At 62.5% G+C, this 12,863-nt stretch carries 12 protein-coding genes and 2 pseudogenes; 3 read left to right on the top strand and 11 right to left on the bottom strand.

Annotated elements, in window-relative coordinates:
* Positions 1 to 317 precede the first annotated feature (317 nt).
* Together FJ319_13270 and FJ319_13265 are read left to right on the top strand one after the other, a co-directional pair.
* A pseudogene (locus tag FJ319_13270) lies at positions 318 to 2,645 on the top strand (excinuclease ABC subunit UvrA).
* A gap of 189 nt (positions 2,646 to 2,834) precedes the next feature.
* Positions 2,835 to 4,067 carry a glutamate dehydrogenase gene (locus FJ319_13265; protein ID MBM3935245.1) on the top strand — a complete coding sequence of 411 codons (1,233 nt, stop codon included), beginning with the start codon at positions 2,835 to 2,837 and terminating at the stop codon, positions 4,065 to 4,067.
* On the opposite strand, the gene FJ319_13260 is transcribed toward FJ319_13265, so the two are convergent.
* The 11 genes from FJ319_13260 to trpS all read right to left on the bottom strand — a co-directional run bounded on the left by FJ319_13260 (position 4,050) and on the right by trpS (position 12,340).
* Positions 4,050 to 4,721, bottom strand: a complete 672-nt coding sequence (locus FJ319_13260; GenBank protein ID MBM3935244.1) for a phosphoribosylanthranilate isomerase — start codon at positions 4,719 to 4,721, stop codon at positions 4,050 to 4,052. The two genes, FJ319_13265 and FJ319_13260, sit on opposite strands and share 18 nt — an antisense overlap.
* Positions 4,718 to 5,515, bottom strand: coding sequence for an indole-3-glycerol phosphate synthase TrpC (gene trpC, locus FJ319_13255; protein MBM3935243.1), 798 nt, complete (start codon positions 5,513 to 5,515; stop codon positions 4,718 to 4,720). Before trpC ends, FJ319_13260 begins: the two co-directional genes overlap by 4 nt.
* 138 nt (positions 5,516 to 5,653) lie before the next feature.
* The gene (locus FJ319_13250; GenBank protein MBM3935242.1) at positions 5,654 to 6,313 is read right to left on the bottom strand and encodes an HAD family hydrolase; all 660 of its coding nucleotides are present in this window, start codon (positions 6,311 to 6,313) and stop codon (positions 5,654 to 5,656) included.
* Complete coding sequence (locus tag FJ319_13245; protein ID MBM3935241.1) at positions 6,310 to 6,540, bottom strand: addiction module toxin, HicA family; 231 nt, start codon at positions 6,538 to 6,540, stop codon at positions 6,310 to 6,312. The genes FJ319_13250 and FJ319_13245 overlap by 4 nt, the downstream gene beginning before the upstream one ends.
* Complete coding sequence (locus tag FJ319_13240; protein MBM3935240.1) at positions 6,537 to 6,764, bottom strand: type II toxin-antitoxin system HicB family antitoxin; 228 nt, start codon at positions 6,762 to 6,764, stop codon at positions 6,537 to 6,539. The genes FJ319_13245 and FJ319_13240 overlap by 4 nt, the downstream gene beginning before the upstream one ends.
* 10 nt (positions 6,765 to 6,774) lie before the next feature.
* Positions 6,775 to 7,788 carry an anthranilate phosphoribosyltransferase gene (gene trpD, locus FJ319_13235; GenBank protein ID MBM3935239.1) on the bottom strand — a complete coding sequence of 338 codons (1,014 nt, stop codon included), beginning with the start codon at positions 7,786 to 7,788 and terminating at the stop codon, positions 6,775 to 6,777.
* On the bottom strand, positions 7,785 to 8,360 hold the full coding sequence (locus FJ319_13230; GenBank protein MBM3935238.1) for an aminodeoxychorismate/anthranilate synthase component II: 576 nt from the start codon (positions 8,358 to 8,360) through the stop codon (positions 7,785 to 7,787). The genes trpD and FJ319_13230 overlap by 4 nt, the downstream gene beginning before the upstream one ends.
* Before the next feature lie 340 nt (positions 8,361 to 8,700).
* Positions 8,701 to 9,219, bottom strand: coding sequence for an NUDIX domain-containing protein (locus FJ319_13225; GenBank protein ID MBM3935237.1), 519 nt, complete (start codon positions 9,217 to 9,219; stop codon positions 8,701 to 8,703).
* Positions 9,219 to 9,587, bottom strand: a complete 369-nt coding sequence (locus FJ319_13220) for a hypothetical protein (GenBank protein ID MBM3935236.1) — start codon at positions 9,585 to 9,587, stop codon at positions 9,219 to 9,221. Before FJ319_13220 ends, FJ319_13225 begins: the two co-directional genes overlap by 1 nt.
* A 111-nt stretch (positions 9,588 to 9,698) precedes the next feature.
* Entirely contained in the window at positions 9,699 to 11,144 is a 1,446-nt protein-coding gene (gene trpE / locus FJ319_13215; GenBank protein MBM3935235.1) for an anthranilate synthase component I, read from the bottom strand.
* Between the two features lie 143 nt (positions 11,145 to 11,287).
* Complete coding sequence (gene trpS, locus FJ319_13210; GenBank protein MBM3935234.1) at positions 11,288 to 12,340, bottom strand: tryptophan--tRNA ligase; 1,053 nt, start codon at positions 12,338 to 12,340, stop codon at positions 11,288 to 11,290.
* 93 nt (positions 12,341 to 12,433) lie between these two features.
* Here trpS and FJ319_13205 point away from each other — a divergent pair.
* A pseudogene (locus tag FJ319_13205) lies at positions 12,434 to 12,562 on the top strand ((2Fe-2S)-binding protein).
* Positions 12,563 to 12,863 lie beyond the last annotated feature (301 nt).

Below are 12,863 nucleotides of genomic sequence, written 5' to 3'. Positions count from 1 at the left end.
GACCTTTCTCATCCCCAATCTTCACTCGGTGAGCAGCCAAAACCCGAAGCGCAGGAGTCTCCCACCGGAATTCAACCGAAACCTCGGGCGAGAGGACTCAGTCCCTATCCGGCTAAGTCCACCGCCCATAAGCCGGCTGCAGACCACCCATGGAAACGAACCGTACTGACAAAATCACTGCACCCTAAACACTGACAGATTCACTGTCCCTTGACACAACGGGCCTGCATATTTGACAGTCTGACCATGTCCGGCCAGTATAGAAGCCTGCCCACAGAGAACATCACCGCTCAATACCGCAGTTTCAACAGGAGAACATGGTGACCCAGGAATATATCGAAATACGCGGCGCCCGGGAGAACAACCTCAAGAATGTCTCGCTGCGCGTGCCGAAGTGAAAGATCACCATCTTTACAGGCGTGTCCGGCTCGGGGAAGTCGTCCATCGTATTTGACACCATCGCTGCCGAAGCACGGCGGCAGCTCAATGATACGTTCAGCACGTTCGCCCAGAGCTTCCTGCCGCGCTACGCCCAGCCTCAGGCCGACGCAATCGAGAACCTGAGCATGGCCATAGTGGTTGACCAGAAGCGCCTGGGAGGCGGGTCGCACTCAACGGTCGGCACAATCACGGACATCTACTCCGTCCTCCGCCTGCTCTACTCCCGCGTCGGCCGCCCATACGTCGGCCCCGCAAACGCGTTTTCGTTCAACGTCCCGTCGGTCCAGGCCGTGGGGCAAATTACTGTGGAGAAGGACGGCGGCAAGTCCGAGAAGCGCGAATTCTCCGTCGCAGGCGGCATGTGCCCAAACTGCAACGGCATCGGGCGGAAGATAGACGTGGACCTGAACAAATTCCTCGACACGTCGAAATCAATCAACCAGGGCGCAATTCTCTATTCTGAATACGCCGTCGATAGTTGGGGGTGGAGCGTCCTGGCGAAGTCCGGGCTTTTCGAAAACGACAAGAAGCTCTCCGACTACTCCCCGAAAGAGATGGACCTGTTGTTGCACAGCAAGCCTTACAAGGTGAAGTTGGACATGGCCGGCAAGCCCATCAATCTGACTTTCGAAGGGATCATCGACAAGTTCAGCCGCAAGTACATCACCGGCGACGTGAAAACATACTCGGAGCGCACTCAGAAGTCAGTGGAACAGTACATGGTCTTCGGGCCGTGCTCGCTCTGCAAAGGGACCCGACTCAACCATGCGGCGCTTTCGTGCAAGATAAACGGTCTGAATATCGCCGAAATGGCGGCAATGGAGGTGGACGAGCTGATTGAGGTGGTCCGCAAGATAACGGACCCGGTCGCAGCGCCGATGGTGGAGAACCTGACCGAGCGCCTGCAGCACATGATCGACATCGGGCTGGAGTACATCAGCCTGGACCGGCCCACGGACACTCTGTCCGGCGGAGAGTCCCAGCGCATCAAGATGGTGAAGCACCTCGGAAGCAGCCTGGTGGACGTGCTGTACATCTTCGACGAGCCCAGCATCGGCCTGCATCCCCGAGACGTGCACCGGCTGAACGACCTGCTCCGCAAGCTGCGGGACAAGGGGAATACCGTGCTGGTTGTGGAGCACGATCCGGCAGTTATCCGCGAGGCAGACCACGTGGTGGACGTGGGTCCGCACGCCGGTAGCCGCGGCGGCGAGGTGTTCTACCAGGGTGACGTCGCGGGGTTGCTGAAGGCCAACACGCCGACCGGAAAGCACATGAGCGCGTCCATGGCCATCAAGCCCAACTTCCGAACGGCGAAGGGCAAATTCTCGATTGTCGACGCGCGCGCCAACAACCTACAAAATGTGAGCGTGGACATTCCGATGGGCGTGCTCAGCGTCATCACCGGCGTCGCCGGTTCAGGCAAGAGCTCGCTTGTTTATTACTCCTTCCTTCCGCAGCAGCCGGACGCCATAGTGATCGACCAGTCGTCCGTAGGCGTCTCAAGCAGGTCGAACCCGGCCACCTACACCGGCATTATGGACGACATTCGCAAGGCATCCGCCTCTGCAAACAAGGTCAGCCCTTCCCTCTTCAGCTTCAACTCCAAGGGCGCCTGCGAGACCTGCCAGGGGCTCGGGGTAATCTATACAACCCTTTCCTACCTGGACGAGGTGAAGACGCCGTGCGAGACCTGCGGCGGGAAGCGTTTCAAGGACGAAGTGCTGGCCTTCAAACTTGATGGCAAGTCTATCTCTGACGTTCTGGGGATGCCGGTGCAGGATGCGCTGGGATTCTTCAAGGTCAAGGAAGTAACCCGGCGACTTCAGGCGATGAGCGACGTTGGGCTGGACTATATCAAGCTGGGCCAGCCGCTGAGCACGTTATCCGGCGGCGAGTGCCAGCGAATCAAGCTGGCCGGCGAGCTGCACAAGAAGGGAACGCTCTACGTAATGGACGAGCCCACCACGGGCCTCCACATGTCGGACATCGGCCACCTGCTCGCGATCATGAACCGCCTGGTGGACGCGGGGAACACGGTTGTGGTCATTGAACACAACATGGACATCATCAAGAATGCGGACTGGATAATCGATATGGGACCGGAGGGCGGTAACAAAGGCGGAAAGGTGGTTTTCGAAGGGACTCCTCAGGACTTGCTCGAAGCCCCCCGTTCGCTGACTAGCCATTATCTGCGAAGCTGACAGCCTTCGAATGTTAGTGACTCTGTTTCGGCGGGAGCTCGCCCCGGCGTTGCTTGACACTGTTCTGAATCCGCAACTACACTCCGCGTAGTTGATAGCACACGCCGTTATTGTCGCCCGCTCCGGCAATCGGGACGGGTCGGAGCAAACCCTTCCGGAGAAGGTTGAGCAATGCCCATCGTAAAAGAAATGACCCCCTTCGAGGCTGTCACGTACGAGTTCGACCGCGCCTGCGACCGCCTGAAGGTCAGCGACGAAGTCCGTGACATCGTCCGCACGCCGGACCGTGAGGTCCGCGTGGAGGTGCCTGTGCGGATGGATAACGGCAAGATCAAGGTGTTCATCGGCTACCGCGTGCAGCACAACTCCTCGCGCGGGCCTTACAAAGGCGGCATCCGGTACCACCCGGAAGCCGACGTGGACGAGGTGAAGGCGCTGGCGGCGCTCATGACGTACAAGACGGCCGTCGTGGGGATACCCTTCGGCGGCGCGAAGGGCGGCGTGCAGTGCGACCCAAGCACAATGAGCGCGAGAGAGCTGCAGAAGCTGACGCAGGGGTTCACCCGGGCGATTAGCTACATCATAGGCCCGGACCGCGACATCCCCGCGCCGGATATGGGGACCAACGCTCAGACGATGGCGTGGATGATGTCCGAGTACGCCAAGGCGCACGGCTACAGCCCGGGCGTCGTCACCGGCAAGCCCGTGGAGCTGGGCGGCTCGCTGGGCCGCGAGCAGGCAACCGGGCGCGGAGTTGCGATCATCACCGCCGAGCTGGCGAAGGATATGGGAAAGCCCCTGCGCGGCGCAACCGTCGCGATTCAGGGCTTCGGCAACGTGGGCTCATGGGCAGCGAAGTTCCTGTACCCAATGGGCGCAAAGATTGTTGCCGTTACAGACGTAAAGGGCGGCGTCCTCAACGAGAACGGCCTCGATATCGACGCGCTCTCGAAGCACGTCTCCCAGACCGGGTCCGTGGCAGGGTTCGCAGACGCCGACCACATCGGCAACAAGGAGCTTCTTGAGCTCCCGTGCGACATCCTGGTGCCCGCCGCCCTGGGAGGCGTCATCAACCGCGGCAACGCAGCGAACGTGCGCGCGAAGATAATCGTTGAGGCGGCCAACCACCCGGTGACGCCCGCGGCGGACGCCATCCTGAAGGACAGGGGCGTCCTTTGCGTGCCCGACCTGCTGGTCAACGCGGGCGGCGTGACGGTCTCCTACTTCGAATGGGCGCAGAACGTGCAGCGATTCCCTTGGGACCTGGGCCGGGTGAACTCTGAGCTTGAAGAGGTGCTGCTGAAGGCCTACAAGAACGTATACGTGCGCGCCAAGCTGGACCGCGTCTCCTACCGCGAGGCGGCGTTCAACATCGCCGTCGAGCGCGTGGTGCGGGCAATTGAGCTACAGGGGCTGCCGTAGGTCCGTCCCCTTCACCATCGCCGCGAAGGCTTCGATCTTCCTGGGGTCCTTTGCGCCGTCGGTCTCAACGCCGCTGGATACGTCCACGGCCCAGGGGCCGACACGGTGGATGGCCTCGCTGACGTTCTCCGGCGTGATGCCGCCGGCGAGCATGATCTCGTAACGCTTCGCCACCTCTCGGGCGATATCCCAGTCGAAGGTGCGGCCGGTACCGCCGAGCGCGCCCGTCTCGTACTTGTCCAGCAACGGGATATGGCCCTTGCCGGCAACATGGCCCACGACCTCCATCGTTTCCGAGACCGCTTCGGCGACGGTCGGGTGCTCCTTGACCTTAACCTGCCGGACTATCTTCGCCTCGACACGCGCCCAATAGGCAGGCGACTCGTCTCCGCAGAGCTGTGCGTAGTCGAGGCCGCACTGCTTCAGGATGCGGTTAACGTCCTCAATGGGCTGGTTGGCAAAGAGGCCGACGAGGTTGGGCATCGGGCCGGTCACGCGGGCGCGCAGGGAGTCTATGATGGACTTCGCAAGCTCGGGCGGTATGGCCCGCTTCGCGCCGGGGACAAAGTTAAAGCCGATGAAGTCCGCGCCGGACTGTGCCGCTACGAGGGTGTTGTCGAGGTCCCGCAGGCCGCAGATCTTGAAGCGGGTCATGCAAGCTCCTTCAGCTTCGCGCCGGGGTCTTTAGCAGTCACTAATGCCTCGCCGACGAGGATCGCATGGGCGCCGGCCTTCCCTACCCGCTCGACGTCCGCACGGCTGTTTATGCCGCTCTCGCTGACGACGATCTTGCCGAATGGGACCTTCGGCGCGAGGCGCTCGGTGACGGCGAGGTCTGTCTTGAAGGTGCGCAGGTCCCGGTTGTTGATGCCTATGATCTCCGCTCCGATGTCCAGCGCCACCTTGAGCTCCTCTTCGTCGTGCACTTCCACGAGGCACTGCATCCATAGCTGCTCCGAGAGTCCGCGCAAGTCCGTGAGCTGCTTAGGCGAGAGCATCGCAACGATCAGCAGCATCGCGTCCGCCCCGTGGGCGCGGGCCTCATAGACCTGGTAAGGGTCGAAGATGAACTCCTTGCGCAGGACGGGCACGCCCTTCGTGTAAGCTACGGCGTGGACCTGCTCCAAGTGCTCGATGCTCCCCTGGAAGTGGTCCACGTTGGTGAGAACCGATATTGCCGCCGCGCCGTTGGCGACGTAAGCCTGCGCGAGGGCCGTGGGATCGAAGTCCGGCCGCAGGAGGCCCTTCGCGGGCGAGGCCTTCTTGCACTCGGCGATGACCCGGACGCGGTCGCCCATAAGGCACCCGGCCAGGTTAAGGGGCCGAGTCTGGCTCTCCATTCGCTTCTCCAGATTGCGCAGCGGCTTCTCCACCTTGAGGCGGGCGACCTCGCGGGCCTTGACCTCGACGATCTTTTTGAGGATATCGGGCGTATTGGGTTCGATCATGGTTGTGTCCTGGTTAATATGCCCCGGTTCTCTGTAGCCTGCCCCGATGCATCGGGACCCGGGTTGTCCTCAGGCTACATTGGCGAACAAGACAGGCGCGATGAATCGCGCGGGCTACAGGTCGACGCAACACCTGTTTCACCACCCCAGGCGCGCCGGCAGCTCCGCGACGCTGGGGATGATTTCTACTACCGGGTAGCCGTTGAACTCGTCGCGCTTTGTTGTGCCGGAGAGGACGGCCATGAACGGCACCCTCGCGCGTTTGGCGGTCTCCGCGTATGTGAGGCTGTCGCCGACGTAGAGCGCCTCGCCCTTCGGGACATCCAGGCGCCGAAGAGCGGCGAGAAGGCCGTGCGGGTCGGGCTTGAAGGCCGGGACGTCCTCGCCTCCGACGATGGTCTCGAACCTGTCCAGCAGCCGCTCGCGGCCGAGGATCGCCTCGATGCGGAAGCGGCCCTTCGTGGAGACGATGCCGAGGGGCATTCCGTGCGCGTGGAGGGCCGATATCGCGCGCGGCGTCCAGTCGAAGAGGACCGTGCCGTCCACCATCACCTCGTCCGCGCGCTTGATGAACAGGCGGTAGTACTCCGCCGCGAGCGCACGGTCCTCTTTCGGGAACATGCGGTGGAACGCCTCCGTGAGCGACAGGCCGATCGTCGTCGCCACCACGGCTTTCGGCGGCGTCTGCAGGCCCATCGCGGTGAGCGCGTGGCCGGCGCAGTCGTACGCCGGCGCGGTGGAGTCCGCGAGCGTGTAGTCGAAGTCGAATATGACGGCCTTGGGGTGGAGTGGGTTCACAAAAGGTCTATCAACTCTTCTTTAGTTAGTTGTGTAGATTCCAATATCGCGTGTATGACCTTCGGAGAGAGCATCTGTCCAGCGTGCACAGGTACGATTGCATAACGCGCCCGCCCGGATTCATGCACGAGAAAGTGATGGCTCCCGCTGACCCGGTCAATCCTGAATCCGGCCCGCTGCAACGCACGGACCATTTCTTTGCCGGAGATGCGAGGTAAACGTACTATACCGCCACCTCTACGCGTCTTATCTTATCGCCATCGCCAGTCGGGACAGGCAGGCCGTTGGCCTTTAGGCCTTCGACGGTAAGCGCAATGGCTTCCCTGACCATCCTCATTGCTTCTGTTCGTGTTTTGCCCTGTGTCGCAATCGTCAACGCCGGGACGCTTGCCACGTACACCTTTTCCTCGTGGTCCCATTCAAGGACGACGGTATAACGGACCTTCTGCATCTGTTCCTCCCTACGCCAGGGTTTGGCTGAGCTTCGCCAGCTCCTCCATCTTCTTTTGCGCCGCGCCGCTGTCTATGGACTTCTGGGCCATTGCGATGCCCTCCTTGAGCGTTCTTGCGCGATCGGAGGCGACGAATGCGGCGGCGGCGTTGACCACCACCATGTCGCGCGCGGGGCCGGGCCTGCCAGCGAGGACGCCGCGGGCCAGCTCAGCGCTTTCGGCCGCGCTCTTCACTTTAAGGTCGGCAAGCTTGACGCGCTTGAAGCCGAGCTCTTCCGGGGTGGTCTGGTACTCCGTGATCTTGCCGCCCTTGAGCTCCCAGAAATGGGTTATATCCCCCAGCGAGACCTTGTCCACGCCGTCCGCTCCGTGAGCGAGGATGATGTGGTCCGCGCCGAGGATTTCAAAGACCTTGATGATCTTCTCCGCGAGCGGGATGTTCGCGCAGCCCATGAACTGCGACCGCGCCCCCGCGGGGTTAGTGAGCGGCCCCAGGATGTTGAAGACGGTGCGGATGCCGATCTCCTTGCGCGTGGGGCCGACGTGCTTCATCGCGGGGTGGAAGGCCTGGGCGAACATGAAGGCGACGCCTACCTGGTTAAGGCACTTTTCGACGTTCTCCGGTGTGAGAGCGATCTTGACGCCCAGCGCCTCGTACAGGTCGGCGCTGCCGCTCGCGCCGGACATGGCGCGGTTGCCGTGCTTGGCGACGCGCACGCCCGCGCCCGCGAGCACAAACGTCGCCGTTGTGGAGACGTTGAACGCGCCGGAGCCGTCGCCGCCTGTGCCGCAGTTATCGATGACGGGGCCGTTCGGGTTGACCTTGAGCGACTTTTCGCGCATGACCTTCGCCATACCGGCGATCTCCTCCGGCGTCTCGCCCTTCATGCGGAGCGCTGTGAGGAACGCGCCGAGCTGCGACGGCGTGGCCTCGCCGGACATGATCTCATTCATCGTCGCCGCTGCCTGCTCGGTGGTGAGCGATTTTCCCCCAACGAGGAGTTCGATGGATTCGCGAATCATTGTGATACGCCCCCAGTGAGGAAGTTCTTCAAGAGGTCCTTGCCGCTCTTGGTCATGATCGACTCGGGGTGGAACTGGATGCCCTCGATGGGGAGGGTCTTGTGCCGAACGCCCATAATGATACCCTTGTCCGTCCACGCGGTCACCTCGAGGTCTGCGGGGAGGTCTTCCCTGTAGATGGCGAGGGAGTGGTAGCGGATGGCCTCGAACGGGTTCGGGAGGCCCTTGAACACGCCCTTGCCATCGTGGTGGATCATGGAGGTCTTGCCGTGCATGATCTCTCCTGCGTAGCCGACGGTGCCGCCCATGCTGAAGCCGATGCACTGGTGGCCGAGGCATACGCCGAGGATGGGTACCTTGCCGCCGAAGTGGCGGATGACGTCGTTGGAGATGCCGGCCTGCGCGGGCGAGCACGGGCCGGGGGAGATGACGATCTTCTCCGGCGCCATGGCGTCGATGTCCTCCACGGTGGTCTGGTCGTTGCGGATGACCTTGACGTCCGCGCCGAGCTCGGACATGTACTGGTAGAGGTTGTAGGTGAAGCTGTCGTAGTTATCGAGCAAGAGTATCATTGTCGTCTCCTTGGAATCGGCGTCCTCCGTGTCGATTGGGGCGAAGCGCCGGCGCGTCGGCGTGTCGCCCGGCAAGATCAGCTTGCCTGTTGGGGAGGTCATCGGACCATCCCCGGCGGTGAGAGCGTCGACTGTAGGGCCGGTCACCGCCCCGACCTAACCCCCTGGCCCCCTTCCCTGGGAGGGAAGGGGGAATAAGAGAAAAGCCCTGGGGCTTCGCCCCAGACCCCAGCAAGGGGCTTCGCCCCTTTGCAAACCCCGGAATCCCTGAGGGCTTCGCCCTCAGACTCCCAAGACATCGGGCCGACGGCCCGATCACTGCCAGTGTCACTAACTTAGATTACTTTTGTACCGCTAGCGCTTCCTGGAACCACCTGACGACTATTGGGCGCCGGCCTTTGGCGAGGGTTAGCTTTGCCATGGCCTGGTCCGGCGGGAGGAGCAGGCGGTGTAGCACTTCGTATTTTGGATCCCAGGGGTGCGCGGTTACCTCGGCGCGCCAGAGGGAGCGGATCAGGATGAGTCCCTTTTCGTGTCCCTCAATGCACTCACCTCTGCTGTATCCGAGGAGGGTGGCGTCGTTGACGGTGGCGCACCCTTCTTCGAGCATCTCCCGGACGAGCGTCTCGCGCCAGTCCTCGTTGCCTTCGGGCCTGCCGCCGGGGAGCTCCCAGCGGGTGCCGTTCATGCTGATTACGATCACCTGGCCCGCCGGGTCTATGCAGATGCCGGCGGAGCCGTGGCGGCGGCCGTCCGGCGGCGGAAGACTGCCGGGATGCCACGAGGTGATCCAGACCTGGCCGTCGTCGCCATAGACGTATACTTTTTCGAAGTCGGCGGCAGGTCGAGCTGAGTCCATCAGTCCGCGTCCCTTTCGGCTTGTTCTATCCCAACTTGTCCGTCCAGATTCGGCTGCGCGGGGTAGTACGCATCGTACTGTTCCTTTGCCTCCTCGACGCGTCCTTCGTCTGTAACTGCAAAGTGGTACTCCCCTACCTTTCCCTCACGAGGGTACAGCAGGTATTCGTCTTCGTAACCACTGAGGTGATTCAGCAGCTCCTCTTTACTAACTTCCATCCGTCGCTCATACCCGCGTGAGTAATCGCCTATAAAGTAAGCCCGGGCAAATCCAAGCCTTACAAGCAGAAGAAGCGCGTCTACTATGTCTTGCGTTGAAGTCCGCAGGTCCCTTCTCGCATCCGCGTGCAGTAAGTAGAGAGACTCCATGTCGGTAACAAAGCTTGAGAGAAGGTCGTGCTCCAGACGGCTCAGTTTTCTCACGCACTTATTCTCCCCCGCTCTTCAACTCACTATTCACTATTCTAAATTCACTATTCTCTAGTCCGCGTCCCTTTCCGCCTGCTCAATTGCGCGGAGCTGGGCGGAGGCTTTGTGGAGGGTTTCCTCGTACTCGGTTTGGGGGACGCTGTCGAAGACGATGCCGCCGCCGGCCTGGACGTGGGCGACGCCGTCCTTTACCACCATCGTCCTTATTGTGATGGCGGTGTCCATGTTGCCGGTGAAGTCGAAGTAGCCGACTGCGCCTCCGTAGGGGCCGCGCTTCTCGGGCTCGAACTCAGCGATGATCTCCATTGCGCGGATCTTGGGCGCGCCGGATAGCGTGCCCGCCGGGAAGCAGGCGCGGAGGGCGTCGTAGGCCGTGCACTCGTCGCGGAGCTTGCCGGTGACGTGGGAGACGATGTGCATGACGTGGGAGTAGCGCTCGATGACCATGAGGTCGGTGACCTTGACGGTGCCGGGGCGGCAGACGCGCCCGACGTCGTTCCGGCCGAGGTCGACGAGCATGATGTGCTCGGCGCGCTCCTTCTCGTCGGCCAGGAGGTCTTTCTCGTTCTGGAGGTCCTGCTCCTGCGTCTTGCCGCGAGGGCGGGTGCCGGCGATGGGGCGCGTGGCGACGGTGCCCCTGTCCACCTGCACGAGCATCTCCGGGGAGGCGCCGACGATCTGGAAGTCGTCGAGCTGGAGGTAGTACATGTACGGCGACGGGTTGATGGCCCGGAGCGCGCGGTAGATGTTGAACGGGTGCGCGGTCGTGGGGCGGCGCAGGCGCTGCGACAGCACGGCCTGGATGATGTCTCCCGCCAGGATGTACTCCTTCGTCTTCTTCACGATCTCGTCGTAGCGCTCGCGGGTCATGTTGTGGGTGATCGCGGGCGTGTCGTTGGGCGCGATACGGCCGTTCTGCGGCGGCTTCACCGGGCCGCTGAGGCGGGAGATGATGTCGTCGATGCGCTTCGTGGCGTCGTTGTACGCCTTCCGGACGTCGCCGTTGATGTGGGCGTGGCTGACGACGCGTATCTTGTACTTGACGTGGTCGAAGATCAGGAACGTCGTCGTGAGCATGAAGACGGACTCCGGCACCTTGAGCGAGTCCGCCGACGGCGAGGGCAGGCTCTCGAAGTAGCGGACTGCGTCGTAGGATAGGTAGCCGACCATGCCGCCGTTGAAGCGGGGCTGGTCCGGCGCCTGCACCATGCGGTACTTGGCGAGCAGCTGCTGGACCGGGACGAGCGGGTCGATCTCGCCGAGCTCGGTGCCCGGGCCGGTGCGGACGACGTGCTGCGGGTCGGTGCCGATGAAGCTGTAGCGCGCGGTGCGTTCGCCGCCCTCGACGGACTCCAGCAGGAACGAGTACGGCGGCCTGGCGACTTTCAGGTACGCCGAGACGGGCGTCTCCAGGTCCGCGTTGATCTCCCGGTAGACGGGGACGAGGTTGCCCTGCCCGGAGAGCTTTTCGACCTCTTGTAGCGATGGGTGGTACATGGGAAGCCTTTTGGGAATAGCGAATTGGGATATGGGGTGCTGGGTTCTGGGTGCTGGGTTCTGGGTGCTGGGTTCTGGGTGCTGGGTTCTGGGTTCTGGGTTCGATCCGAAAACCAGCACCCAGCACCTAGCACCCAGCACCCTCAATACAGCTGCCGCTCTTTGCGCGGGAGGATGAAGCCTACCCGCTCTTTCATTTCCGTGACCTTGGGCTCGGCGACTGCCGAGGCCTGCTCGGCGCCCTTGGCCAGGAGCTCGTCGAGGACGGCGATGTCGCTCATGAGCTGCTTGTAGCGCTCCTGGATGGGGCGGAGCTCGTTGATGACTACCTCGGCTACCGCCTTTTTGAGGTCGCCGTAGCCGCGGGCGCCGGCGAAGTCGGCCTCCACCTGCTCCTTCGTCTTGCCGGTGACGACCTTGTACATGCCCAGGAGGTTGTTCACGCCCGCCTTCGCGGGGTCGTCGGAGAACCTTATCTCGTTGCCCGGGTCGGTGACGGCGCGCTTGAAGGCGTACTCGATCTCTTTGGGATCGTCCAGCAGGCGCACGGCGTGGCCGCGGATGTGGGCGAAGCTCTTGGACATCTTGGCCGTGGGGTCGTTGAGGCCCATGATGCGCGCGCCTACCTCAGGGATGACCGGCTGCGGGATGACGAACGTGTCTCCGAAGGTGCGGTTGAACTTCTCGGCGATGTCGCGCGTCAGCTCCACGTGCTGCTTCTGGTCGTCGCCGACGGGCACCTCGTCCGCGCTGTACAGGAGAATATCGCCCGCCATGAGGACTGGGTAGTCCAGCAGGCCGGCCATGACGCTCTCCTGCTTGGCGGACTTGTCCTTGAACTGGGTCATGCGCTCCAGCCAGCCGACGGGCGTGATGCAGTTCAGGAGCCAGCACGCCTCCGCGTGGGCGGTGACGTGGCTCTGGATGAAGACGGTGCACTTGGCCGGGTCCAGCCCGGAGGCGAAGTAGATGGCCGCGAGGGAGCGCGTGCGGTCGCGGAGGTCCTTCGGGTCCTGGGGGACGGTGATCGCGTGCATGTCCACGATGCAGAAGAAGTTCTCCTTCTCCGCCTGGCGCTGCACCCAGCCCTTGATGGCGCCCAGGTAGTTGCCCAGGTGGATATCGCCCGAGGGCTGTATGCCGCTCAGGACGCGCTTCTTCCTCGCGGGCTTGCCCGCCGCCGAGCCGATGCCCATTGCCGCCTTCTTCGCCGTGTCCATGTCGCCGCCTCCGAGACAAAAAATAAAAGACCCGTCCGATGAAGGGACGGGTCTTTCCGTGGTGCCACCCTGGTTCGCCGCGCGGCAGCTGGCCCGCGAGGCCTCTTTTCAGCGCGGGGCTCGAAGCCCCAGGCTCAGGACGATGGTAACGGCGTCCATTCCGTCCGCGCCTACATCCCGGCGTGCGGGAATTCAGGCGGAAGCTCCCAGGTCCATTCGGCTGCTGCGCTGACACCGGCTCGCACCTTGCCCGGCTCTCTGAGTCTCGCTTGCGGCGTACTAATCCTGATCGTCGCTGGTCGATAGGTTGTTCGTAACTATCAAATCATAATTGCGGGAATAGGCGGGTGTCAAGGACGTAAGAGGATACTGTGTCTTTGCTCAGTGATATTGTCAGTAGGTAACTGCTCAGTGAATATGTCAGTCCATGAGAGGACTACATTTGACCGAGCGAGAAGCGAAGAGAGCACAGATACTGAACCTTGTTCTGGAGGGGCGT

This window comes from SAR202 cluster bacterium, from assembly GCA_016872355.1.
Taxonomy (GTDB): Bacteria; Chloroflexota; Dehalococcoidia; order Lucifugimonadales; family VGZY01; genus VGZY01.
This window is presented reverse-complemented; position numbering and strand designations above follow the sequence as displayed.